Origin of the sequence: Candidatus Filomicrobium marinum, from assembly GCF_000981545.1 — a bacterium.
GTDB classification, from domain to species: domain Bacteria; phylum Pseudomonadota; class Alphaproteobacteria; order Rhizobiales; family Hyphomicrobiaceae; genus Filomicrobium; species Filomicrobium insigne.
Window position 1 is genome coordinate 3801382 of record NZ_LN829119.1, and the last position, 23162, is coordinate 3824543.

At 57.2% G+C, this 23162-nt stretch carries 22 protein-coding genes; 13 read left to right on the forward strand and 9 right to left on the reverse strand.

Features of this window, described 5'->3' with window-relative positions; genetic code table 11:
* Positions 1-62: 62 nt before the first annotated feature.
* Entirely contained in the window at positions 63-557 is a 495-nt protein-coding gene (locus YBN1229_RS17765; RefSeq protein ID WP_082101203.1) for a GyrI-like domain-containing protein, read from the reverse strand.
* Between the two features lie 146 nt (positions 558-703).
* Positions 704-1609, reverse strand: coding sequence for a uracil-DNA glycosylase (locus YBN1229_RS17770; protein WP_046479499.1), 906 nt, complete (start codon positions 1607-1609; stop codon positions 704-706).
* Positions 1610-1747: 138 nt separating this feature from the next.
* Here YBN1229_RS17770 and YBN1229_RS17775 point away from each other — a divergent pair, with 138 nt between their 5' ends.
* From YBN1229_RS17775 to YBN1229_RS17785, 3 genes are all read left to right on the forward strand, one after another.
* Positions 1748-3433: an electron transfer flavoprotein-ubiquinone oxidoreductase gene (locus YBN1229_RS17775; RefSeq protein WP_046479500.1), complete on the forward strand. Its 1686-nt coding sequence runs from the start codon at positions 1748-1750 to the stop codon at positions 3431-3433.
* Positions 3434-3618: 185 nt separating this feature from the next.
* Complete coding sequence (locus YBN1229_RS17780; protein ID WP_052744066.1) at positions 3619-5424, forward strand: tetratricopeptide repeat protein; 1806 nt, start codon at positions 3619-3621, stop codon at positions 5422-5424.
* Positions 5425-5566: 142 nt separating this feature from the next.
* On the forward strand, positions 5567-6448 hold the full coding sequence (locus YBN1229_RS17785; RefSeq protein WP_046479501.1) for a 4-(cytidine 5'-diphospho)-2-C-methyl-D-erythritol kinase: 882 nt from the start codon (positions 5567-5569) through the stop codon (positions 6446-6448).
* A gap of 9 nt (positions 6449-6457) precedes the next feature.
* On the opposite strand, the gene YBN1229_RS17790 is transcribed toward YBN1229_RS17785, so the two are convergent.
* Entirely contained in the window at positions 6458-7474 is a 1017-nt protein-coding gene (locus YBN1229_RS17790) for a polyprenyl synthetase family protein (protein WP_046479502.1), read from the reverse strand.
* 114 nt (positions 7475-7588) lie between these two features.
* Here YBN1229_RS17790 and YBN1229_RS17795 point away from each other — a divergent pair, with 114 nt between their 5' ends.
* From YBN1229_RS17795 to YBN1229_RS18795, 4 genes are all read left to right on the forward strand, one after another.
* On the forward strand, positions 7589-7822 hold the full coding sequence (locus tag YBN1229_RS17795) for a DUF2007 domain-containing protein (protein ID WP_046479503.1): 234 nt from the start codon (positions 7589-7591) through the stop codon (positions 7820-7822).
* On the forward strand, positions 7806-8621 hold the full coding sequence (locus tag YBN1229_RS17800; protein WP_090228089.1) for a tRNA1(Val) (adenine(37)-N6)-methyltransferase: 816 nt from the start codon (positions 7806-7808) through the stop codon (positions 8619-8621). The genes YBN1229_RS17795 and YBN1229_RS17800 overlap by 17 nt, the downstream gene beginning before the upstream one ends.
* 178 nt (positions 8622-8799) lie before the next feature.
* Positions 8800-9573: a S49 family peptidase gene (locus tag YBN1229_RS17805; RefSeq protein ID WP_348270693.1), complete on the forward strand. Its 774-nt coding sequence runs from the start codon at positions 8800-8802 to the stop codon at positions 9571-9573.
* 46 nt (positions 9574-9619) lie between these two features.
* Complete coding sequence (locus tag YBN1229_RS18795; RefSeq protein WP_046479506.1) at positions 9620-9808, forward strand: hypothetical protein; 189 nt, start codon at positions 9620-9622, stop codon at positions 9806-9808.
* A 42-nt stretch (positions 9809-9850) separates the two neighbouring features.
* On the opposite strand, the gene YBN1229_RS17810 is transcribed toward YBN1229_RS18795, so the two are convergent.
* Complete coding sequence (locus YBN1229_RS17810; RefSeq protein ID WP_046479507.1) at positions 9851-10057, reverse strand: dodecin family protein; 207 nt, start codon at positions 10055-10057, stop codon at positions 9851-9853.
* A gap of 182 nt (positions 10058-10239) precedes the next feature.
* On the opposite strand from YBN1229_RS17810, the gene YBN1229_RS17815 reads away from it, so the two are divergent.
* The 4 genes from YBN1229_RS17815 (at position 10240) to YBN1229_RS17830 (ending at position 14342) form a co-directional block, all read left to right on the forward strand.
* A complete protein-coding gene (locus tag YBN1229_RS17815) occupies positions 10240-11202 on the forward strand; it encodes a glycine--tRNA ligase subunit alpha (protein WP_082101205.1) in 963 nt (320 codons plus the stop codon).
* A complete protein-coding gene (locus tag YBN1229_RS17820) occupies positions 11199-11468 on the forward strand; it encodes a hypothetical protein (RefSeq protein WP_046479508.1) in 270 nt (89 codons plus the stop codon). Before YBN1229_RS17815 ends, YBN1229_RS17820 begins: the two co-directional genes overlap by 4 nt.
* Positions 11469-11474: 6 nt before the next feature.
* Positions 11475-13685, forward strand: a complete 2211-nt coding sequence (gene glyS / locus YBN1229_RS17825) for a glycine--tRNA ligase subunit beta (RefSeq protein WP_046479509.1) — start codon at positions 11475-11477, stop codon at positions 13683-13685.
* 240 nt (positions 13686-13925) lie between these two features.
* Positions 13926-14342, forward strand: coding sequence for a gamma-glutamylcyclotransferase family protein (locus YBN1229_RS17830; RefSeq protein WP_052744067.1), 417 nt, complete (start codon positions 13926-13928; stop codon positions 14340-14342).
* A gap of 366 nt (positions 14343-14708) precedes the next feature.
* On the opposite strand, the gene YBN1229_RS17835 is transcribed toward YBN1229_RS17830, so the two are convergent.
* Both YBN1229_RS17835 and YBN1229_RS17840 read right to left on the reverse strand, forming a co-directional pair.
* On the reverse strand, positions 14709-16616 hold the full coding sequence (locus YBN1229_RS17835) for an ABC-F family ATP-binding cassette domain-containing protein (protein ID WP_046479510.1): 1908 nt from the start codon (positions 16614-16616) through the stop codon (positions 14709-14711).
* A gap of 85 nt (positions 16617-16701) precedes the next feature.
* Positions 16702-18159 carry a DUF4339 domain-containing protein gene (locus tag YBN1229_RS17840; RefSeq protein ID WP_046500987.1) on the reverse strand — a complete coding sequence of 486 codons (1458 nt, stop codon included), beginning with the start codon at positions 18157-18159 and terminating at the stop codon, positions 16702-16704.
* Between the two features lie 345 nt (positions 18160-18504).
* Between YBN1229_RS17840 and ndk the strand changes: the two genes are divergently transcribed.
* Positions 18505-18927 carry a nucleoside-diphosphate kinase gene (gene ndk / locus YBN1229_RS17845; RefSeq protein WP_046479514.1) on the forward strand — a complete coding sequence of 141 codons (423 nt, stop codon included), beginning with the start codon at positions 18505-18507 and terminating at the stop codon, positions 18925-18927.
* Positions 18928-18978: 51 nt separating this feature from the next.
* Entirely contained in the window at positions 18979-19497 is a 519-nt protein-coding gene (locus YBN1229_RS17850) for a dihydrofolate reductase family protein (protein WP_046479515.1), read from the forward strand.
* 62 nt (positions 19498-19559) lie between these two features.
* Here the strand turns inward: YBN1229_RS17850 and YBN1229_RS17855 are convergent, their stop codons facing one another.
* The 3 genes from YBN1229_RS17855 to purM all read right to left on the reverse strand — a co-directional run bounded on the left by YBN1229_RS17855 (position 19560) and on the right by purM (position 23133).
* Entirely contained in the window at positions 19560-20915 is a 1356-nt protein-coding gene (locus YBN1229_RS17855) for a cytochrome P450 (RefSeq protein ID WP_090228073.1), read from the reverse strand.
* Positions 20916-21340: 425 nt separating this feature from the next.
* Entirely contained in the window at positions 21341-22018 is a 678-nt protein-coding gene (purN, locus tag YBN1229_RS17860) for a phosphoribosylglycinamide formyltransferase (protein WP_046479517.1), read from the reverse strand.
* Positions 22015-23133 (reverse strand): phosphoribosylformylglycinamidine cyclo-ligase, encoded by a 1119-nt coding sequence (purM, locus tag YBN1229_RS17865; RefSeq protein WP_046479518.1) that lies wholly within the window; start codon positions 23131-23133, stop codon positions 22015-22017. Before purM ends, purN begins: the two co-directional genes overlap by 4 nt.
* Positions 23134-23162 lie beyond the last annotated feature (29 nt).

Sequence of the window (23162 nt, forward strand, 5' to 3'; positions counted from 1 at the left end):
CAGACACTGGAGTTGAGAGTCTGGAGCCGCGGATCGCGTTGTCTATGAGAAGCTCGTTTAGTTCAAGCCGCGTTGCGACTCTGAGTGGCAACGGGGATGAGCAAATCGGTTTTGACAGTCGTGGGTGCGGAAAAATCCGGAGGGTCGAGAAAGATCGTAATCAAAGGACGGCTGCGATCGGCCGCATAATGGTTGGTGCCCGCCAGGTGAGATTGTATCGATGCAAACGCGGCGGAGATTTCGGCGCACGGTCCAACAAAGCGACTGCGGGCGAATGCTCCGCCGGGCAGACGATCAAACGGACAGTCGTCCAGGGGCGGTAATTTCCGAATGCCGTCAATTTCGACGCAAGCGATGTAGCTGTTGCCGTGGTAGCTTTCGGTCATCGCAGGGCCGAACTCAAGGCCGTAGCGTGTGGTTACGAGTCCCGAGATGGCGTTCCGTTGCAGCCAGGCCTCAATGCGCTGCCAGGCCGTGCGCGCCGCCACGGTGCCATTGCCGCTGACCCGCGTGCACGTAATTTGCTTTGGGCGAAGGTAGACTAAACCCACTGACACGTTGGTGTTCCCTCAGGGCCTTTGATTTCGATTTCGCGATGACTGTCAGCAATTGAGGCGAGTTGTCCGCGAAATTTGTTTTTCAGGACCTAAGTTCTCGGCAATAACTATATGAATATTTTATGCGAATTTTAACTGAGTTGAGGTCAGTCCGATGACTTCGATAACGCTTCGCGGATGTTGAGAAGATCGCGCCATGCGAGTCTCTTGGCGGCAGGTGTGCGCAACAGATAGGCCGGGTGCAGGCTTGCAAAAGCCTTGATGGATGCGTCGCCAACTTCGATCTGCTTCCATTTGCCGCGAAGGCGCATAATTCCTTCACTGGCATTGAACATCGACTTCGCTGCGGCACCGCCCAGGACGAGAATTATCTCAGGGGCGACCAGTTGGATCTGGCGATCCAAGAACGGTCGACAAACCTGAGCTTCCTGCGGCGTTGGCGTGCGGTTTCCAGGCGGGCGCCAATAAACGATGTTGGTAATGTGGACATCGTTCTCGCTGAGATCGATTGCGCCCAGCATACGGTCCAACAACTTGCCGGCGCGGCCGACAAATGGTCGCCCCTCGAGATCTTCGTCGCGGCCGGGTGCTTCTCCGATGATCATGAGACGGGCCTGCTCTGCGCCACGATAAACGCACGTATTCTTGGCGGTCGCCTTCAACGCGCAGCCTTCAAATCGTTCAAGTGCGGCGCGTAATTCCGAGAGTGAATTGACCGCGGCAGCCGCTTGCCGTGCGCTGCCAGCGCCGGCCGCTTGTGGCGTGACCGGCGTGAATCTCGACGCTTGCTGTGTTCTTGGGGGCTGCTCGCCGCCAGTCGCACGACGGTTGGGTGTCGGGGGCGGAGAAGGTGGCGGAGAGGGTGAGGTGGGGGCTGTTCCCGTACCCTGGTGGGCAGCGCCGCTTAGGGCAGCACGAACCGCCTCCCCGGGAGCTGTTCCGGGGCGTTCCATCCAGTTCAATGGCTCGTCGGCAAGCACGCTGTCGATGCCCAATTCGCCGTACCAGGCGAGGAGGGAGACGAGCTGTGTGCGGTCAGGACCTTCCAACATAGCTCTTGTTTAGCCTGTTGGCTGTCGAAATACACCGACTTTGGCAACTTCTAGCTAGATGCGACTTGCGGTTTGCTTGACGGTATTGGGGCAGGCAACCTAATCCAAGGGTTTGACGCGATACATTAGGAAGGTGAGATGGAACGGAACGAGGCTGAACGGGCACCACGGGACTCAATGGATTTCGACGTTGTGATCGTCGGGGCCGGGCCAGCCGGGCTTGCGGCAGCCATCCGTCTCATGCAACTCGCCCAAGAGGCTGAACAGGAACTTTCTGTCGTCGTCCTGGAAAAGGGGTCGGAGGTCGGTGCGCACATTTTGTCCGGCGCTGTAATTGATCCGTCGGGGCTCGATAGCCTTATTCCCGACTGGCGAAGCAAAGGTGCGCCGCTTACGACGCAAGTCAAAAAAGACCGCTTCCTTTATCTCGGGGCCGCCGGGGAGCTGGCTCTGCCGAATTTCCTGATGCCGCCTTTGATGAACAATCACGGCAATTATATCGGCAGCCTCGGGGATCTGACGCGCTGGCTCGGTGAACAGGCGGCTGAGTTGGGCGTCGAAGTTTATCCGGGCTTTGCAGCCAGCGAGATCCTCTACAGCGAGGACGGCAGTGCCGTCGTCGGCGTGGCGACCGGCGACATGGGCGTTGGTCGCGACGGGGTTCCGAAGGACAGCTTTACCCGTGGTATGGAGCTTCGCGGCAAGTATACTTTGTTCGCTGAGGGAGCTCGAGGCTCACTGACCAAGCAGCTGACGGCAGACTTCAAGCTGGATGAGGGTTGCCAACCGCAGAAATACGGTATCGGCCTCAAAGAAGTTTGGGAGATTAAGCCGGAAAATCATCAGCCGGGGCTGGTGCAGCATTCTTTTGGCTGGCCGCTAGACAATAAGACGGGTGGCGGGTCCTTCCTCTACCACTACGGAGAGAATCTTGTCTCCGTTGGGTTTGTTGTTCATCTCAACTACGAGAACCCTTATCTCTCGCCCTATGATGAGTTTCAGCGCTTCAAGACGCATCCCGCGATCGCGCCAATCTTCGAAGGCGGCAAGCGCATCGCCTATGGCGCGCGCGCGATCACGGAGGGCGGTTGGCAGTCGCTTCCTCAGTTGGTCTTCGCGGGTGGCGCGTTGCTTGGATGCGCGGCGGGTATGGTGAACGTTCCCCGCATCAAGGGAAGCCACAATGCCATTTTGTCTGGCAAGGCGGCTGCGGAAGCTGCGTTCGCAGCCATTCAGGACGGGCGGTCTCACGACATTCTCGCAGCTTACGAGGAGGAGGTGCGCACCGGGGCCATCGCGCGCGATTTGAAACCTGTGCGAAACGTGAAGCCGTTATGGTCGCGTTTCGGAACCTTCGCGGGGATCATGCTCGGCGGCATCGATATGTGGGCGAATACGATCCTCAAGGGTGTCGGCTTCGGCTATACCCTCAAGCATGGAAAGCCGGATTACGCGACTATTCGCCGTGCGGCGTCCGCACGTAAGATTGAGTATCCGAAACCCGACGGCGTTCTTACCTTTGATAAGCTCACGAACGTTTCTTTCTCAGGAACCAACCATGAGGAAGATCAGCCTGTTCATCTACGATTGGCCGACCCTAATATTCCGATTTCGGTGAATTTGCCTGAGTTCGCGGAGCCCGCACAACGCTATTGTCCGGCGGGCGTTTATGAAGTCATCGATGATGGTGCGGGTGATCCGCGCTTCCAAATCAACGCGCAGAACTGCGTTCACTGCAAGACGTGTGACATCAAAGATCCCAGTCAGAATATTAACTGGGTGTGTCCTGAGGGAGGTGGCGGGCCCAATTATCCCAGCATGTAGAGCTTCAATCTGGCCATAGCAGAATGGGCAGAATGACGAAATTAACATGCTTTTTTGAAGGCATGGCCATCGCATGGCCGCTTTCGGAGATAACGAGTCGCCAACCTACCTCTTTTGTTGTTAGCCTAGCGGCTAGGGGAATCAGGCATGGTCTCGTCTGGAAGAGCTATCAAGGAACCGTTGGCATGAGATTCTCGCGCAGTTCTGGCGTTGGCTTGCCTTTGTTGACCTGTTCAGCTCTGGTGCTTTCTGTCTTTTGGTCCGATGCGCGCGTGCAGGCCCGGACAACCGACGACACCTATCTTTCGCATTCCTTGGCTGGGAGCTATCTGGCGGGGCGGTTTGCACGGGCCAACCATGAGACGGGTCTGGCTGCAGAATTTTATCGCAACGCTTTGGTGCAAGATCCTGAAAGCGATATTCTCTTGGAGCAGAGCTTTCTCATGGAAGCTTCCGAGGGACACTTCGATCGAGCTATCAAGCTGGCTGAGCAACTCATTGTCAGACAGCCGAACCACCGCGTCGCACGCCTCGTCTTGGGCCTTCAGTCCTTCGATGCCGGTGATCTGAAAAAGGCCGAAGCTCACTTCAAAAAGGCTGGGACGGGCCCAATCGGCGAGCTGACGAGCGCAATCGCTCAGGCATGGGTGATCCTTGCGGAAGGCGATACGAACCGCGCATTGAATAAGCTCAAGCTGCCGCGGCAGGCGGATTGGGCGCAATTCTACTTGCAATACCATCGGGCTCTGATCGCGGATATCGGCGGTCGGCGATCGGTTGCGCGCGATGCGTACAATCAGGTCTTCGAACAAGATAGCCGGACTTTGCGTACCGCCCTCGCTTTTGCGCGGCATGCGGCAAACGGTAAAAATTTGAAGCAAGCGAAGACGATCCTTCGCAACCATCTTGAAGCGACCAGCGGAGACGGTCATCCGTTGGCGCACGAGCTGATGGATGAGCTCGGGAAGGGTCAAAAGGTCGATTTACTCATCGCCACTCCCCGGCAAGGACTTTCGGAAGTCTTTTATGGTTTGGGCGAGGCGTTGACTGGAGAAGGCGGCGTTTCCATTGGCGTGCTTTATCTGCAAATGGCGCTGTTCCTTGAACCGAAGCAACCGTTTGCGCTCGCGGCTCTGGCTAATGCTCACGAGACGACGAAGCGCTACGACGTGGCCATTGATACTTATCAGCGCATTCCCGATGGCACTCCGCTGCAGGCTGCCATTGATATTCGCCGCGCGTTGAATCTCAATTCACTGGATAAAGTGGATGAAGCCAAAGTGCTTCTCGAGAAGGTTGCGACGAAGAACCCGAAGGACATCAGGGCACTCGATACTCTCGGCAACATCATGCGCGCCCGTAAACGGTATGACGAAGCCGTTGTCTACTATACGCGTGTGATCGATTTGCTCGGCAGTGACCTTGAGCAGAAGGATTGGGTGCATTTCTATTCGCGCGGTACGTGCTACGAGCGGTTAAAGCGCTGGCCCGAGGCGGAGAAAGATCTGCAACAGGCTCTGAAGCTTAACCCCGATCAGCCGCTTGCTCTCAATTATCTCGGCTATTCCTGGGTCGATCAGAACAAGAATCTGAAAGAGGGCATGAAGCTCATCGAGAAGGCTGTTTCGCTTAAGCCTGATGATGGCTACATCGTCGATAGTTTGGGTTGGGCGCATTACCAGCTTGGCAATTACTCGCGCGCGGTCGGGTTCTTGGAGCAGGCCGTTGAGCTGCGCCCGGAAGATCCTGTTCTAAATGACCATCTTGGCGACGCCTATTGGCGCGTGGGTCGTCATCGCGAGGCTCGTTTCCAATGGGATCAAGCAATAAGCCTCAATCCCGAGCCTGATGATCTCGTCAAGATCAAGAAAAAGCTGTCGGAAGGTTTGCCGATTCGGCGGCAGGCAAACGCTGCTCAGGCGGTCAGCGACGAGCCGGCGGCTGCGGCCTCCGAGGGGCAATCCTCAGTCCCGCTCCCGGCTCGTCGGTAACGTTGAGGGCAGGATACGCGCTCGTAAGAACTGCGGGTCCCCCTTGCCCCTCACTGCACAATTCTAGCTTGGCGTCGCGTCACTGTTCCTGGGCTGACATATCGGCTAGTTCTGCGGACCCGATAATACGGATGTCCGGTGCATGCCACGATCGAACCTCATACTCGAAACAGCGCCAGCCAAGGTGAACCTCAGTCTGCGCGTGCTTGGGCGCCGTGCTGACGGCTATCACGAGATCGAAAGTCTTGTGATGTTCGCTCGTTCAGCGGCTGATCAGGTGCGATTCACGCCTGGGAGAGAGCCGAAGTTAAACCTTTCAGGGCCGTTTGCTTCGGCGCTTAAGGGGACAAACATCGTGGAGACGGTGCTGGCGCGTATCTTCGACGTGGTCCCGGATATTCAGCTCGGCGAAGTTAGTTTGGATAAGAGGCTTCCCGTCGCATCAGGTGTCGGCGGTGGGTCCGCAGATGCCGCAGCAGTTCTGCGTGCGCTGCGTGTGGCAAACGCGGACTTGGCTTCTACGGTCGACTGGGTGGGGAGTGCGACCGCGCTCGGAGCCGATGTGCCGATGTGCCTTGAAAGTCGGGCTTGCTTTGTGCGCGGCGTGGGTACGGAAGTCCTCCCGCTTTCGGATTTCCCCCCGTTGGCGATTGTGCTCGCCAATTCTCTTGTAGAGATGCCGTCAGACAAAACTGCGCAAGTCTTCAAACGTCTGGCAGCGCCGGAATATCAAACGGGCGGATCGGATGAGCCGCGAACATGTTTTTCTTCACGTGATGATTTGATTGCTTATGTGGCGAGTGTCGGGAATGACTTGACTAGTCCAGCACTCTCGCTTGCTCCGCAGATCAGTGACGTTGTGCGCGAGCTCAGTGCGAACCATGGGTGTCGGTATGCGGCGCTTTCAGGCGCCGGCCCCACGTGTTTTGGGCTGTATGACGATCTTCAAACAGCCAAGGAAGCCGCTATGGTGCTTACCGCTCGTCGACCGGATTGGTGGGTGGTTGCCAGTGAACTCGGTTAGACGGCGCGATCAGTGCGCACGGTCGATGCAGAAGGCGATGACGTCCTGCATGGCTTGTTTTTCGGAGCAATCGTTGAAAATCGCCAGGGCGTCGCGTGCAATGGTGCCGTAGGACCGTGCGCGTGCGATCGTTGTTTCGATCGCGTCATGCTGATGCATGAGGGCGATGGCATGTTCCAGATCCCCCTCCTGAATATCACCCTCGCTGATGACACGCGTCCAGAATGTGCGTTCGCTCGCGTTGCCGCGGCGGTAGGCGAGGATGACAGGTAGGGTAACTTTGCCCTCGCGGAAATCGTCACCGATTTCCTTGCCAAGATTCTTGGTGTCGCCGGCATAGTCGAGGGCGTCATCGATGAGCTGGAAGGCGATGCCGAGATTGCGGCCGTAGGACTTCAGACCAGTGAGTTCTTCGATTGGGCGAGCGGCGATTGCGCCACCCGATTCGGCTGCACCTGAGAAGAGCGCTGCTGTCTTGGCGTCAATGATCGCGAGGTATTCATCTTCGGTCGTGGCCAGGTTCTTGGCAGCGGCAAGCTGCATGACCTCACCTTCTGCAATAACTGCGGCGGCATTGGACAGAATGCGCAGCACGGCTAGCGAACCAACGTCCACGAGCATGCGGAAGGCCTGACCAAGCAGGAAGTCTCCCACGAGGACGCTGGCTTGATTGCCCCACAGTATGCGTGCAGCTTTCTTCCCGCGGCGTTCGTCGCTCTCATCAACAACATCATCGTGGAGGAGCGTGGCTGTGTGCATGAATTCAACAGCGGCGGCGACGCGGATATGGCTGTCACCGTCATAGCCAACAAGCTTTGCAGCTGCGATGGTCAGCATCGGGCGTAAACGCTTACCGCCCGAGTCAATCAGGTGGTGGGCCAGCTGAGGAATGAGTTCAACATCGGAAATCGCCTTATCAAGGATCAGGCGGTTAATACCAGCCATGTCCGTCGCGACGAGATCAAGCAACGGCTTGATGCTTTGCGAAGGATCGCGGGCTTCACCGATCGGGACGACAACACCCAATGCTATTTCCTCAGTCTGCTATTATCCGTGGCCTGCAAGAGGTTGCGAGACGCGGAAACACTAAAGACACTTTGCCTACTTCGCACAAGAAACTTAGGAATGAGGTCATCGCGAATGCGCGAATTGATGAGGACCAACGATCCGGTGCTTCTTAGCTACGTAGAGGCACTCCTCACGGAGGTGGGTATCGACGTCACGGTTCTGGATGTCAATATGAGCATTCTAGAAGGTTCATTAGGCGTACTGCCGCGTCGAGCCATGGTTGCGGAACACCATCTCCCCAAGGCAATCAAGGTGTTGCAGGATGCGGACTTGGATCAATGGTTGAGCGATGATGCACGACGTTGATACTTCGCAAAAGGGTGACACAGCGCCATTGTGCCGCAGTGAAATCACGGATGACGACTTCCTGGGCGGGCAATTGAAGGTGTTGCAGCCAGTTCGTGGCTACCGCGCCGGACTGGATGCCGTATTGTTGGCTGCCGCCGTGGAGGCCAACTCAGATCGACGCACGCGGGTTCTTGATGTCGGGGCAGGTGTCGGGACGGTGGGATTATGCGTCGCGCGGCGGCTGCCTTTCGCGGAAGTCGTGTTGTTCGAGCGTGAAGCCGCGTTGGTGGATCTTGCCAGGGAAAATATCACGCGAAACGGGCTAGAAGGCCGTGTGCGAGCCTGTTTGGGCGAGGTGGGCGCGCGTGCGGGGCATTATCTTGAGCGTGAGGGATTGAAAGACGGTAGCTTTACGCATGTGCTCGCTAACCCGCCGTTTTTCGATGGCGGATCGGCAACACGTAGTGCGTCGAAGTTACGTGCGGCGGCTCATGTTATGGATGGTGGCGATTTCGAAGTATGGGGCCGGTTTTTGGCGCGTATGGCCGGACCTGCCGGACAGGCGCTTGTCATTCATAAGGCCGACGCGCTGGCCAAAGTTCTCGCCGGACTCGAGGGGCGTTTCGGGCGTATAAGGGTGCTACCGATACGTCCCAGGCCGGGGGAAAATGCAAACCGGGTTATCGTCAGCGGAATTAGGGGCAGCAAGGCGCCGTTGAGTGTCTTGCCGGGCTTTGTTCTGCACGGAGACGGTAATGGTTTTACACCTGCTGCTGAAGCTATTCTGCGGGAAGGCCGTGGCTTGTACCCTAAATGAGCGCAGAGATAGCCGAGGAGACGACTTAATCCCACCTTTCGGCTCTTGAGGGCCTTGTCAGAACATTAAAGTGACGGACGCCCCGCGTTCACAATTTCCATTAAGTGAGGACGTTTATATGTGGCCTTTTAGCCGTCGCCCTGTGGTTCCTGTGCTACGTTTTTCGGGACCTATCGGAATGTCGACTCCCTTGCGTCCGGGTTTGTCCCTGGGGGCGACAGCGGCAGCAATTGAGCGTGCGTTTAGCCTATCGAAATTGCCGTCGGTGGCGGTGCTGATTAATTCGCCCGGTGGCTCACCCGTTCAGTCAAGCCTGATTTTCAAGCGTTTACGTCAGCTCGCACAGGAGAAGGACAAGAAGATCTATGTCTTCTGCGAGGATGTGGCGGCGTCGGGCGGCTACTATCTTGCTGTCGCGGGAGATGAAATTTATGCGGATGCCGCCTCTATTGTTGGGTCAATCGGGGTGATTTCCGCTGGGTTTGGCTTCGTTGACGCCATCGAAAAACTGGGTATCCAACGGCGCGTCTATACAGCGGGGATTGCTAAGGGGCAGCTCGATCCATTTCAGCCCGAGAAGCCGGAGGATGTCGAGCGGCTTAAAGATTTACAGCGTGACGTGCACGATGTGTTCATCGGCGTCGTGAAGGAGCGTCGAGGCAGCAAACTTGCCGTTGTAGATTCGGAAGTATTTTCCGGAGCTTTTTGGTCTGCGAAGCGTGCTCTGGACATCGGGTTGATCGACGGGATCACGGACGTGCGCACGAAGATGCGTGAGCTTCATGGCGATAAGGTTGTTCTGCGTATGGTTCCGACGGCGCGCAGTGGGTTGCTCGGCGCGATGCGGCGTCCACCTTCTGCTCAGGAGTTCATTGCAAATCCCGGATCGTTGGCAGATGATCTCGTGTCCGCGATCGAGGCGCGTGGGCTCTGGTCGCGGTATGGATTGTAGGATGCCAGCATGGCCGTGATCGGCCAGTGTTGAGAGGCCTTTAAAGATGCCACCTCTAATCCTCTTGGCTGTCGCGGGCCTTGGCGCTTATGCCGGGTACCGATTGGTTCGCAGTGGAGTACACAAATCGATCAACCGTTCTTCGTTTCCCAGTGATGTGGCTGAGGCCGAGCCTCGCGATATGGGGGCGCTCGAACGCGACCCAGCAAGCGGAATTTACCGGCCACGGCATTAGGCTCGGCAGATAGCGCTGATCGGTAAACGTGTACTGTTTGGGTTAGTCTTTGACCTCGAAGGAGACTTTGCAGGTTACTCGGTAGGTGTCGAGCTTGCCGTCTGAGCCCACAGTCGCGGCAAAATCCTTGATCCATACGGAGCGAATGTTCTTCACGGTCTTTCCCGCTTTATCGGCAGCCTTTTGCGCTGCATGTTCCCAGCTCTCATCGGACTCGGACATCAACTCGATAACTTTAAGGACGGTCATGGTATGCACTCCACCACTTGAGAATGATCATACAACGTCCGTATGCTCCTGATGTTCCGTAATTCCTGCAGGCGCGCATTATTTTGCCGCGATTAGGAGCGGCATGGTGAGCATGGTGACAAGGTCGTCGAAGCGCGTATATTCGCCGCTCCATTGAGCCTTATGAGAAACGCAAAATCCCTATGGTAAGTTCTGCCGCCACAAAATCGGCAAAGACTGCGCATGGATCGGGCGCCGACGCGGTGCTGCGGCCTGCCCAATCCTTTCAGGATCTCATCCTAACGCTGCAGCAGTTCTGGGGGCGCCAAGGCTGTGTCATCCTGCAGCCTTACGACATGGAGGTCGGGGCCGGGACGTTTCATCCCGCGACGACACTGCGTTCTCTTGGACCGCGGCCGTGGAACGCGGCTTATGTGCAGCCGTCGCGACGGCCGAAGGATGGCCGGTATGGTGAAAACCCAAACCGCCTTCAGCATTACTATCAGTTCCAGGTCATCATGAAGCCGTCGCCGGCTAATTTTCAGGACCTCTACCTGGAAAGTCTGGATGCGATCGGAATTGATACGACGATCAATGACATACGTTTCGTTGAGGACGATTGGGAGAGCCCGACGCTGGGGGCGTGGGGGCTGGGCTGGGAAGTTTGGTGCAACGGAATGGAAGTTTCGCAGTTCACTTACTTCCAGCAGGTTGGTGGCTTTGATTGCCGTCCGGTTGCGGGTGAGATCACATACGGGCTCGAACGACTGGCCATGTACGTTCAGGGCGTCGACCGCGTCTATGATCTCAACTTCAACGGGCGGGATGATGAGCGAAAGCTGACCTACGGCGATATTTTCCTGCAGGCTGAACAGGAATATTCACGTTTCAACTTCGAGTACGCGGACACCGAAATGCTTCTGCGTCATTTCAAAGATGCCGAAATGCATTGTCAGAAGTTGCTCGAGGCGGGAGCCGACGGTGATCGGCACGTCATGGTGTTGCCTGCGTACGATCAGGCCATCAAAGCGTCCCACATCTTCAATCTGCTGGATGCACGCGGCGTCATATCCGTGACGGAGCGGCAGAGTTATATCCTCAGGGTACGTGAACTCACAAAAGCCTGCTGCGGAGCATGGCTGAAAACAGAAGGTGGTGGACTATGATGAGCCATTGGATCGGAATTGCGATCATCGTGGTGCCGGTGCTGCTCATTGCGGCACTAATCCTAAAACGGCCGGTGTTCTGGTTTCTCACGGTGCTGATCGCGGTTGGTATCGGTTATCTGCACTACACGGGTGCCGACGTTGAACTTGGCAACGCCGTGTTGGTTGAGGTGGACAAGATCTATCCGCTTGGTGATGGCGTGCCGAAGCCAGGTGAGGTGGGTCAACCTCAGCCGAGCAACGCTCCTGCACCTAGCGGCTACTGAGGGCGTATGGCACAGCTCCTACTCGAACTCTTTTCGGAAGAAATTCCGGCCCGCTTGCAACAGCGGGCCGCTGACGATTTGAAGCGGCTGGTGGTCGAAGGCCTCGGTGCGCACGGTCTTACGTGCGGGGCGGCGCAGGCGTTTGCGACGCCGCGTCGCTTGAGCCTCGTCATCGAGGATGTGCCGGAGGCGTCACCTGCGATTTCCGAGGAGCGGAAAGGCCCGCGCGTTGGGGCACCGGATAAAGCGATCCAAGGGTTCTTGAAGGCGGCTGGATTGGATTCAATCGAGGCTGCGGAAATCGTCAGTGATGAGAAGAAGGGTGACTACTATCTCGCCAAAATAGATAAGCCGGGCCGTTCCGCCGTCGATCTTATCAGTGAGGTTGTGCCGGCAGTTGCCGGCCGCTTTCCGTGGCCGAAATCGATGCGCTGGGGGAGCGGTGACTTTCAATGGATCCGGCCGCTGCAATCGGTTCTTTGCCTGCTCGATGGCAAGGTCGTGGGTTTTGAGATCGCCGGCATCGCCGCGGGAGATACGACACGCGGCCATCGCTTCCACGGAGGCAATGCCTTCGCTGTTTCGGATTTTGCCGACTACGGCAAAAAGCTGAAACAAAAAAAGGTGCTTCTGCCGACGTCTGAACGCGCAGCGATGATCGCGGAGGATGCGCGGGCACTTGCGACGGACGCCGGTCTTGAGCTGGTTGAAGATGACGCGCTGCTCAACGAAAACGCCGGGCTTTGTGAATGGCCTGTCGTGCTCATGGGCACGTTCGACGAAGAATTTCTTGAGGTGCCAGCGGAGTGCCTGATGACGTCGATGAAGACGCATCAGAAGTGCTTCTCTCTGCGCGACGTTGAGACGAGCAAGTTGGCGAACCGTTTTGTTCTTGTTTCCAACCTGATCGCGAAGGACGGAGGTTCTGCGATCATTGCGGGTAACGAGAAGGTCATGCGCGCGCGGCTCTCGGATGCAAAGTTCTTCTGGGAGCAGGACAAGAAGCATCCGTTGGAAGATATGCGGCTTGAGCTTAAGGCCATCACCTTCCACGAGAAGCTTGGCACGCAATGGGATCGCACGGAGCGGATTGCGGAATTCGCCGATCAGATCGCGGGAGCGGCGGATGCTGAGCCTGAATTGGCACGCCGCGCTGCGCAATTGTGCAAAGCAGATCTCGTTTCCGGCATGGTCGGGGAGTTCCCCGAGCTGCAAGGCTTGATGGGCCGCTATTATGCGGAAGCCGAACACATCGATTCCAAGATCGCTTCGGCGATTGAAGAGCACTACAAGCCGAAAGGTGCTGGTGACAGCGTGCCGTCGGCACCGGTGTCGGTTGCGGTGGCGCTGGCGGACAAGCTCGATACGCTTGTGGGCTTCTGGGCGATTGACGAAAAGCCGACGGGTTCGGGTGATCCCTATCAGCTTCGCCGTGCGGCGCTAGGTGTTATTCGGATCGTGTTGGAGAACGATCTGCGGTTGGGGCTTTTCAAACGCCTGCGAGATCACGCGATGCTCATGGGCGAACAAATCGCAGGTTCGGAGAGCGATGCTGTTTTGAAGGCACTCTATGACTTACCGCCAGAGCTTCGCGAAACAGAACTATTCGAAATGCAGGTTGAGAATCAGCTCTTCAAGAGTGCGTTTGGTTCCGGGTGGACGGAGAAGTTTGCGCGTTCAGTCCAGATTGCCGACGACCTCCTCGATTTCTTCGCCGACCGCCTCAAAGTCTATCTGCGTGATCAGGGGCAGCGCTATGATTTGATCGATGCCGTTTTTGCGCTGCCGGGACAGGATGATCTGGCGCTGATCGTGAAACGCGTCGAGGCATTGTCGACCTTCCTCGAAACGGATGACGGCGCGAACCTTCTGGCAGGCGTTAAACGTGCCAACAACATTCTGGCCATCGAAGAGAAGAAGGACAAGGCGAGCTATTCGGGCGAGCCGAAGGGCCGGCTGCTTGTTGAGCCCGCTGAGCGCGAACTTGCGGCTGCCATCGCCAAGGTCAAGTTCGATACGCAGGCGGCCATCAATGTCGAGAATTTTGAAGGTGCCATGCGCGCGCTCGCGGAGCTACGAGCGCCTGTCGATCATTTCTTCGATAAAGTGATCGTCAATGCCGAGGATGCGGCCTTGCGCGAGAACCGGTTGAAACTGCTCTCGGAGATCCGGGCCGCGACGTTGACGGTTGCGGACTTCTCGAGGATTGCGGGGTAGAGACGGCACTCTCGCTGTGCGCTGAGCCGTCATGTCATACTCGTGCCCAAGGTTTGGCTGGGTCTTTATTGCGAAGGTTCTGCGCATGCCGCAGAGGTCTCCCGGTGGACAGCTGGATCCCGGCATTTATTGCCGGGATGACAGGCTTGGGGATGGGAGCCAAAATTCCCCGCCATGTGAGGAGCTAGCGGTGAGCGATGCTCGCAATTCGATCAGCGTGGGACTGGAGACTGTCCCGGCATGAGCGAGGACGACCGATATCACTTGTTCGTCTATGGCACGCTTATGCGCGCTGCTAGTGGCGCCCTCGGTGCGCGGGAGCGGCAACGTCTCGCGTGTGGAGCGACGACGTTGGGTGCAGCTTGGGTAACCGGTCAACTTTATGATCTTGGCGGCTATCCCGGTGCGGTGCTCGCGGATGAAAATCGCGGCGTTGTGGTGCACGGCGAAGTCATGCGCCTTGCTGATCCCGATGCTGTGTTCAGGTGGCTCGATCCGTATGAGGACGTCACTCCTGGTGGCAGTCCTTCGGATCTCTATCGACGCATCCTGACGTGCGCGACTCTGGCCAATGGTACGCGCAGAGGTTGCTGGATCTACACGCTGCGTCGCGCGCCTGATGGATTGAAAGTTCTCTCCAATGGTCGGTGGCAATAGGCCCGCCACTACAGTTGGGTCGGGCTCGATCATGAGCCGGACTGCAACTCAATTCTGATGGAGAGTGATGGAGAGAAGGCCGCGGCGGGGAGCCCTGACGAACCCGCTTTTGCCCTCTAAACAAATTCGGCACGTACCCCGCTATACGCGGTCAGGGCTTCCTCGTCGCAAATCCGTCATATCGGAAAAGGAGTGGGGTGACTATCTCACGGATGGCAAAACTGATTAGTTCTTTAGATTCGAAAAGCGTCTGGGGAAAACGTTGGTGATAGCTGTGTGTAAAGCGTCTTAAACCGCTCTGCGGAGGTATGAAGTATCCCAGATCTTATCCGTTGTTTTTAAATGATAAACATCATGATCCGCACGTCAGCTAGCTTGCTTCTGAAGTGCTTCGGCGTTTTCGTAAGCCTCGCTTGCTTCAAGCCAAGTTTCCTCAGCCTGTTGTAACTCCTTGGCTAAACGTCCGCGCTGCTGAGCCGTGCTCTGTGCGCGCGCCGGATCGGTCGTGTAGAGGGTTTCGTCGGCCAGGATTGTATCCAGTTTTACAATCTCGGCGTTGAGCTTTTCGAGTTTCTGTTCGGCGCTGCGGACCGCCTTCTTCAACGGCGCCAATTCGGCGCGCCGGTCGGCTGCCAATCGGCGTTCTGCGGCACGGTCGGTCTTGTCGTTTCCACTGTCACCTGATTTTGCAGCGGGGGCGCGCGTTGCTCGCTCTGCGAGCAAGTCCGTTCGGTAGCTCGTCATGTCGCCGTCGTAACTTTTGACGGTGCCGCCGGCGACGATCCAAAGCCGGTCGGCCGTCGCTTCGACGAGGTGACGGTCGTGACTGATGAGAATGACTGCCCCCTCATAGTCACTCAGCGCATGGATCAGGGCCTCGCGGGAATCCACGTCGAGGTGGTTGGTGGGCTCGTCGAGGATCAGCAGATTGGGACGGTGAAACGCTGTCAGGGCGAGAAGCAACCGGGCTTTTTCGCCGCCGGAAAGATCGTCGCAAGCGGTGTCGGCCTTGTCCGCGCCGAAGCCCCAGGTTCCCAGGCGCGCGCGTTTTGCGGCCTCAGTGGCCTCCGGCATCAAGTCCGCGATGTAGTGGTAGGGCGTCCACGCGGGATCGAGTTCGTCGAGTTGATGTTGCGCGAAGTACCCGACTGAAACTTTGGCCGCGCCGAAAACTTCGCCTGATAGAGGCGCGAGCTTCCCGGCGATCAGTTTCGCAAATGTCGATTTCCCGTTGCCGTTCTGGCCGAGCAGGGCGATGCGATCGTCATTGTCGATGCGCAGATTGAGTTTTGTCAGGATAGGTTGGTCCGGTGCGTAACCGACGGAGGCTCCCTCCAGACGTAGCAGTGGACTTGCGATCATCTTCTCCGGAGCCGGCAGTGCGAAGGGTACGACCCGGTCTTCCGTCGCAGCTGCGATAGGCTGCATCTTCGCGAGGGCTTTCATGCGGCTTTGAGCCTGACGCGCCTTGGTCGCTTTGGCGCGGAAGCGATCAATGAAAGCCTGGATGTGCCGACGCTGTTCGTCTTGCTTCTTTCGCAGTCTCAACTGCAGGCGTTGCTGCTCGCGCCGAGCTTCCTCGAAGTCATCGTAGCCGCCGGCGTACATGGTGATCTTACCGCGATCGAGATGCAGGATGGCGCCGACGGCCTGGTTGAGAAGGTCGCGATCGTGGCTGACAATAAGAACGGTGTGCGGGTAGGTCCGCAGGTAGTTCTCAAGCCAAAGCGTGCCTTCGAGGTCGAGATAGTTCGTCGGCTCGTCCAGCAGAAGAATTTCGGGTTCCAGAAACAGCACGGCAGCGAGCGCTATCCGCATGCGCCAACCACCGGAATATTCTTTGCACGCACGCCGCTGCGCGTCTTCGTCGAAGCCGAGGCCGGACAGGATTTGTGCGGCACGTGCTGGTGCTGAGTGCGCGTCGATGTCCACCAGCCGTTCGTGGATCGCCGCGATACGTGCCGGGTCCTGAGAAACTTCGGCCTCTGCCAGCAAGCTTGAGCGTTCTGTATCGGCAGTTAACACCCAATCAATCAGACTGAAATCGCCGCCGGGGGCTTCCTGAGCAATGTGGCCGATACGGGCGTGGCGTGGCGCGTTGATGGTGCCGTCGTCTGGGCTCAGTTCTCCGGTGATCAGTTTGAGGAGCGTTGTCTTGCCAGCGCCATTGCGGCCCACGAGCCCGCACTTGTGGCCAGTGGGGATCGCAACCGTCGCGCCTTCGAGGATGGGTTTGCCCTCGATCCGATATGTCAAATCGTTGATATGAAGCATGGTCTACATGCAATAGAGCATATTCGTCCGACGCGAAATCGGGATGGTTGCCCTTAGCTGGAGATGCATGGAAACCGCGCCGTTTTTAGCCTGCCACGATGGGGCGCAAGGTCTCAAACAGCAAGCGCTCCTGAACTGCGGCATCGGAGATTGCAAGGTGTGCGGAGAACCAATCCTGGACCATCTTGCAGACCTTCTCGTGCTCAGTCTGAGCCAGTGCTTTTGGATCAGCAAACACGCGCAGATCAGCTTTTGACCATCCCAGCTTGGTTAGCTCGGCAGCGAGAACATCATAATCGGATTTTGTCGCTCGTACGCGTGACACCGGCGACTTGCGGCCATCGGAGACGGCTTCAAAAATCGCTGCAATTTGAGCTTCGATCGCTTCGCCATAACCGCGTTGTGGGAAGAGTTCGATTACTGCAGGACTCGATTCCCCCTGGCCAATAAACGAATAGCAGGTGGCGGCGGAATGGCTGGCCAAGCTCTTCAAATTCGCGAGAAAGGATTGTGCGACGTTGATGAGTTTCGATGTGTCGGCCGCGAGGGCATGCTCAGCGTTCTTGCGGCGCAGTTCGACAAGCTGAACGATCAAGTGCTTCGACATGTCGGCTTCTGTGCCTGCCGAGACGATCCGTGCTGCCTCTTCGATATTCGTCTGGTACCACTCCGGGAAGTCGGCCTTAAGCTGCTGCCAGAGCTGTGAGCGCTGGAAGTTCTCGTCGATCATCTGCGGCGTTACAGTCGGCTTTTGCGTGGACTGGCTCGGAGGTGTCGCCGGAGTAGGTTGAGGCGCGGGCGAATTGGCTGCTGACTGGCTGTTATCGAGCGCGGCCGTTTTGGTTTCGCCCTCAGCTTTCACGACCGGTGGGCCGTTGTCGCCGTTCGTTGTCATATTTGCCATCGCGAGGATGGTGTCCTGGTTCGTCGCAGCGAGCCAGCCGCCTGCGCCGATCAGCACCAGAATTGCGACGAGGGCGATCGCGCCGCGTGAGCGGCGGCGCGGCGGTGGCGCTTCGTCTTCAAGATATTCTTCTTCGTTTTCTGTCGGCGCGACATGTGTGCTTGCCGGATGAGGTCCCGCTTGTCTTGCAGAATAAGGGTCCTGAGATGCTCTGTTGGGTGCACCCGTGGTGGTGGGGCGATGACCTGGATGACCTCCAGCTCCTGCGTGTCCTGGCGGATTGCTGGCTGGATTGCCTGCGGCGGGCCGTGCTGCTGCCGGACTGGAAGGAGCTTGTGGAGACCGTTGTTCGGGTCTTGGCTGTGATGGCTCGCTATGATGAGGCCGCGGTCCTGGTGCCTGGTGGGCAGAAGGACTTTGCGGGGCTTGTTCTGATGGTGCCGCTGGTGGTGTGGGGGCCGGTGGCGGAAATACGCTCTGTGCCGGTTGCCACTCGGCAAAGCCGGGGCGCCAGACGAGGTCTGTCGGGCGCATATGCCCCGATTGCACGAACATGCGGATTTCAGCATCGGACAAGGGGCCATGCTGCGCACCGTCGCGGGCGATGTACCACTGAGTTGCCGTGGGTGTTTCGGTCATCCGTTTCTCACAGCCGAGCCGGCGTATTTTAAGCGATATCGCTTCATGAATATTGGGACCACTGGTGTGCCGCTTCGTTTTCCTCCGATCGGCGCGCCGCGTCAACGATCAGGCCTGAATGCCATTCACCCATTTCAGGCGCGAATGGCATGAATTTGAGCGCCCCTTCTGCTTCATCACATTAAAAACCGGGCTTTTACATGGCCATCGCGCTTAGGTTGCGATCGCAAGTCCAAACATATTGCCTCGATCCACTCGGTGCCTTCTATCGAGCCTTGTGATCAAACCAGGGCACAGCTATAAACCGCGCCGAGCCTTCAACAAACAGAAACGAGAGAGCCCGAGATGACCATCGAGCGGACCTTTTCCATTATCAAGCCGGATGCGACGAACCGGAATATCACCGGGGCTGTCAACGCCGTTATTGAGAAAGCTGGCCTGCGTATCGTCGCGCAAAAGCGGGTTCTCTGGAGCCGCGAGCAAGCTGAGAAGTTCTACGAGGAGCACGCTCAGCGCCCATTTTACGGTGAACTCTGTGACTTTATGACGTCGGCACCAATCGTGTGCCAAGTGCTCGAGGGCGAAAATGCGATCGCGAAGTATCGCGAGGTTATGGGCGCCACGGACCCAGCTGAAGCTGCCGAAGGTACGATCCGGAAGCTTTTTGCTCTTTCCAAGGGTGAGAATTCAGTGCATGGGTCAGATAGTCCGACATCGGCACAACGCGAAATCGCTCTCAACTTCAGTGATAGCGAGATTGTCGGATAATTCAGGGGTCCGGCGCCTGCTGCGGGGCAGTGCTAACGGCGCGGAGTCTCGATGGCGAAGGTAAGGCTGTACGCAGCAACGAGTCTGGACGGATTTATCGCCGATAACACAGGCGATACCGATTGGTTGCTGCCTTACCAAGGTGCTATTTTCGGCACCGGCTTCATGGGAGAAGTCGGTGCCGTTATTTTAGGACGGCGTACCTATCAAATTATGCAGGCATTCAATGGTTGGCCGTATGCGGGCAAGCGCGCCTACGTCCTGAGCTCTTCGCAGATTTCCAGTTTGCCCGAGAATACAATGGTGGTGAAGACTGGCATTGGGGCGGCGGTTGAGGCTGCGCGTTGTGTCACGACGCAAGACATCTGGGTGGTTGGCGGAGCTTTGACCATGCAGTCCGCTCTTGAGGCCGACCTTGTGGATTTGGTGGAAATCTGCGTAGCACCGGTCCTGCTTGGTGCAGGCTTGACGATGCTCATGTCGCTTGAGCGGCGTGCCGATCTCGATTTCGACGGTATTCAGACGTTTGAGAGTGGGGTTGTGAAATTACGCTACGGGACAAAGCGTTGACCTCGTGAAAAATAAAGGGCGACCGAAATATCGGCCGCCCCTCGTAAAAAGTTTGGTGCTTTTTAGCTTAGTTCACGAATGCGGAATTTGAGTCCGCCTTTCGGCGTCAGGGTCACCGTCGCGTTGAGCGGTGCCGGTTCGGGACCGACGTACTCAGGACGGAAGCGACGCAGCAGAACAGAGAGTGCCAGGGTGTTTTCAACCTGGCTCATGGCGCCGCCGATGCACGAGCGTTTCCCGGCTCCGAATGGGATGTAGGAGTATTTGACGCGTTTTTTAGCCGCGTCACCCATCCAGCGTTCGGGGCGGAATTCCTCAGGGGCGTCCCAGAAGCGCGGGTTGTGGTGTGCTCCGTAGCTAAACAGCACGATGCGGTCACCAGCTTCGATTTTCTTGCCGTCGATCTCGTCCGGGCCTGCCGCGGTGCGGATGAGACTCCAGACCGGCGGGTACATACGCATCGTTTCCTGGATGACTGCGCGCGTATAGACGAGTGCGGAGTAATCGTGCGCCGTTGGTTCGCGGTCGCCGCAAACCATTTCGCCTTCGCGGCGGATGCGTTCGGCAGCTTCAGGATGTTTTGATACGAGATAGAGTGCCCACGCCAGGGCCAGAGCTGTGGTTTCGGTGCCGGCCCATAGGTATTGCTTGAGTTCGTCGATGGCTTGCTGATGATCGAACTCTGGCATCTCGGGGTCAGCTGCGGCAGCTTCGATCATTTTCAGGAGCGTCTGCTCGCGTTCTTCACGCGGATCAGCGCCCATAACGGCCGGCGGAACGCTCCACCAGCTCTCGACCGCTTTCGCAGTGTCGGCACCCGCAACTTCAAAGAGTTCGCCATGCTGTTTCTTAACGCGAATTTCTTTGTGGCTGCTGACGTCGGTATAGGTTTTTACGCATTTGAAAATGAAATGCGGGTTGAACGGCATATCGCGGTCGAATAGTGCCTTGCAGATCATGTCGGCTGCAAGGGTCCAGGTTTGTTCGACCATCTCGATTTCTTCACCGGACTTAGCGAGATCAGCCCATCTTTGTAGCTTTGCCTGGATTGCCTGATTGAAATACGGGATGTATTCCGCAAACATATCGGGATGAAACGCCGCCTGTTGGGGCATGCGGATCTTCTGCCAAAGAGCGCCATCCAAAGTGATCATCGATTTACCGAAGATCGGAATCAGACCGTCGAAATACTTCACGTAATTGTCGGTCTTGGTGACGAGCACATGCTTGAAGTATTCCGGCTCGCTAATAAACACGACCCGCTGCCGGGCCATGTTGACCGGAATGACCGGTCCATAGCGCTCCGACATTTGCATGAGCATGCCCATCGGATTGGTGGGATCTTTGAGAAGTGGCGACAGTTTGAACCATATGCTCTCCTCGCCAAACTGGCTGGAAGGGCTTTCGATCATACTCATGGTTCATTCTCCTAACGGGCAGGCGCGGTCTTGCATACGAGTTATCGGCACTGCAATGGCCGGGCCAACTTGAGATGCTGGCGGGGCCATGTGAAACGCGCGGTGTTACTTCGCACAAAGTAACTAATGGCGTCGTTAACGAGCGGTCGTGGACCAAGATGGAATCTAATGCCAAGTCCGCAAAAAAAGTGTGTTACGCGCGGCACAGTTAGCGAAATCATCGAACGGCAGGCATGGTTTTTCGACGTTTCCAAATTGGAAAACGGTGGAACGTGATGCGAAAGGCCCCCAATGATCCGCATTTCAATCGTGCGAAACAGACAGGCTCTATCACCTGAGGGTTGACAGAGTCTATTAGTCTCCTGGCTTCCGCTACATTTTGGCGCAATAGATTAAGTAAAGTCGTTAAGATGTTGAATGTACGGTTAAATATTCGGGGAAAATATTGCCGGAGACTCTGGAAATGAATGTTTCGTGATTACGGCATTCTCATCCAACAGGATTTGATCTGAAGCAAATAGCCGCAGTATTTGGGGATAGAGCTTGTGCTCCGCCGCCAGCACCCGCGCAGCGAGAGATTCTGCGGTGTCATTTGCAGCTACACAAACCGCTGCTTGGCCAAGAATCGGGCCCGTGTCCATTTCATGTCGAACTGCGTGGACGGTACAGCCCGATATTCTCACCCCTGCTGCGAGCGCGCGTTCGTGCGTATGCAAGCCTTTGAAACAAGGTAGTAAAGAGGGATGAATGTTGATCATCCGATTGTGCCAGTTCGCAACAAGTTCTGGGGTCATCAAGCGCATGAAGCCGGCACAGGCAACGATCTCAACCCGGGCGGCGAGTAATAGCCGGTGGAGCTGATCATCGAACTCTTCACGGGACCGAAACGTGCGGTGATCCAGCGCGATTGTTGGAATGCCGCGGTCCTTTGCCCAGGCAAGCCCCGGAGCCTCCGGACGATTTGAGACAACAACGACAATCTCAGCAGGATAGTCGGGTGCCTTTGTGGCTTCGACCAGGGACATCATGTTGGAGCCGCGGCCGGAGATTAGCACGCCTACGCGCTTTTTGACGGGTTTGGAGCCCGCTTCGGTCGAGCTCATGATGCGAATTCCAAACGACCGATATACGTTACGGCTTCTGTCTCGCCGTGGCCCTTGGCCTGCGTGCGCTGCCCGGTCGGTTCTGATATTTCCCCGACGATACTCGCTGTTTCACCAGCTTGCGCGAGCACTTCCAGCACAGCGGGCGCACCGGCCGGGTCAGCGACGATTACGAGGCCGATCCCGCAGTTGAAGGTACGTAGTAATTCGGTTTCATCGAGCCGACCTGTGCGCGCGAGCCATCCAAAGACAGCCGGTGCGTTCCAGCTGGACAGATCGATCCGTGCTCCGATGCTAGGTGAGAGAACCCGTGGCACGTTCTCTGTAAGACCGCCGCCAGTGATATGCGAGATTGCCTTGATTGGTCCGTCGATGCCGCCGGTTTCGCGTAGCGCGCTGAGGATGGGCTTCACGTAGATGCGTGTGGGTGTCAACAGCGCTTCGGCGACGGACGTGTTGGGTTGCCAAGGAGCGGGAGCCGACCATTTCAATTGTGCTTCGTCTACGAGCCGGCGCACGAGGGAGTATCCATTGGAATGTACCCCGGAAGAGGCCAAGCCAATGAGCACATCACCAATGGCGATGTCCCGGCGAGGCAAAAGATCGCGGCGTTCGACTGCTCCGACAGCAAACCCCGCTAAGTCGTAATCGGAGCCCTGGTACATGCCTGGCATTTCAGCGGTTTCACCGCCGATGAGCGCACATCCAGCCTCACGACATCCCGAGGCAATGCCTCCAACGACGTCGCGTGCGGTTTCCACATCTAGATGGCCGGTTGCCAGATAATCGAGGAAGAACAGGGGTTCCGCGCCCTGAACGATCAGGTCGTTTACGCACATCGCGACTAGATCTATGCCAATCGTATGATGGCGACCGGTTTCAATGGCGATCTTGAGCTTGGTGCCTACGCCATCTGTTCCTGCGACCAGGATCGGATCGCTATAGCCGGCGCGCTGGAGGTCGAAGAGGCCGCCAAAGCCGCCGACGTCACCGTCAGCACCTGCGCGCTGGGTGGCGCGTACCAAAGGTTTGATCGCGGAAACGAGCTGGTTTCCCGCATCGATATCGACGCCAGCGTCGCGATAGGTGATGGGTCGTTCGGTGTTATCTGTCATCGCGTCAGGGGGACCTCGCGTGAAGTGCG

Excerpts from the sequence above, each read along its gene's own strand:
- YBN1229_RS17770 (WP_046479499.1), bottom strand. The coding sequence starts at position 1,609 with ATGTTGGAAGGTCCTGACCGCACACAGCTCGTCTCCCTCCTCGCCTGG.
- YBN1229_RS17775 (WP_046479500.1), top strand. The coding sequence starts at position 1,748 with ATGGAACGGAACGAGGCTGAACGGGCACCACGGGACTCAATGGATTTC.
- YBN1229_RS17780 (WP_052744066.1), top strand. The coding sequence starts at position 3,619 with ATGAGATTCTCGCGCAGTTCTGGCGTTGGCTTGCCTTTGTTGACCTGT.
- YBN1229_RS17785 (WP_046479501.1), top strand. The coding sequence starts at position 5,567 with ATGCCACGATCGAACCTCATACTCGAAACAGCGCCAGCCAAGGTGAAC.
- YBN1229_RS17795 (WP_046479503.1), top strand. The coding sequence starts at position 7,589 with ATGCGCGAATTGATGAGGACCAACGATCCGGTGCTTCTTAGCTACGTA.
- YBN1229_RS17800 (WP_090228089.1), top strand. The coding sequence starts at position 7,806 with ATGATGCACGACGTTGATACTTCGCAAAAGGGTGACACAGCGCCATTG.
- YBN1229_RS17805 (WP_348270693.1), top strand. The coding sequence starts at position 8,800 with ATGTCGACTCCCTTGCGTCCGGGTTTGTCCCTGGGGGCGACAGCGGCA.
- YBN1229_RS18795 (WP_046479506.1), top strand. The coding sequence starts at position 9,620 with ATGCCACCTCTAATCCTCTTGGCTGTCGCGGGCCTTGGCGCTTATGCC.
- YBN1229_RS17810 (WP_046479507.1), bottom strand. The coding sequence starts at position 10,057 with ATGACCGTCCTTAAAGTTATCGAGTTGATGTCCGAGTCCGATGAGAGC.
- YBN1229_RS17815 (WP_082101205.1), top strand. The coding sequence starts at position 10,240 with ATGGTAAGTTCTGCCGCCACAAAATCGGCAAAGACTGCGCATGGATCG.
- YBN1229_RS17820 (WP_046479508.1), top strand. The coding sequence starts at position 11,199 with ATGATGAGCCATTGGATCGGAATTGCGATCATCGTGGTGCCGGTGCTG.
- glyS (WP_046479509.1), top strand. The coding sequence starts at position 11,475 with ATGGCACAGCTCCTACTCGAACTCTTTTCGGAAGAAATTCCGGCCCGC.
- YBN1229_RS17830 (WP_052744067.1), top strand. The coding sequence starts at position 13,926 with ATGAGCGAGGACGACCGATATCACTTGTTCGTCTATGGCACGCTTATG.
- YBN1229_RS17835 (WP_046479510.1), bottom strand. The coding sequence starts at position 16,616 with ATGCTTCATATCAACGATTTGACATATCGGATCGAGGGCAAACCCATC.
- YBN1229_RS17840 (WP_046500987.1), bottom strand. The coding sequence starts at position 18,159 with ATGACCGAAACACCCACGGCAACTCAGTGGTACATCGCCCGCGACGGT.
- ndk (WP_046479514.1), top strand. The coding sequence starts at position 18,505 with ATGACCATCGAGCGGACCTTTTCCATTATCAAGCCGGATGCGACGAAC.
- YBN1229_RS17850 (WP_046479515.1), top strand. The coding sequence starts at position 18,979 with ATGGCGAAGGTAAGGCTGTACGCAGCAACGAGTCTGGACGGATTTATC.
- YBN1229_RS17855 (WP_090228073.1), bottom strand. The coding sequence starts at position 20,915 with ATGAGTATGATCGAAAGCCCTTCCAGCCAGTTTGGCGAGGAGAGCATA.
- purN (WP_046479517.1), bottom strand. The coding sequence starts at position 22,018 with ATGAGCTCGACCGAAGCGGGCTCCAAACCCGTCAAAAAGCGCGTAGGC.
- purM (WP_046479518.1), bottom strand. The coding sequence starts at position 23,133 with ATGACAGATAACACCGAACGACCCATCACCTATCGCGACGCTGGCGTC.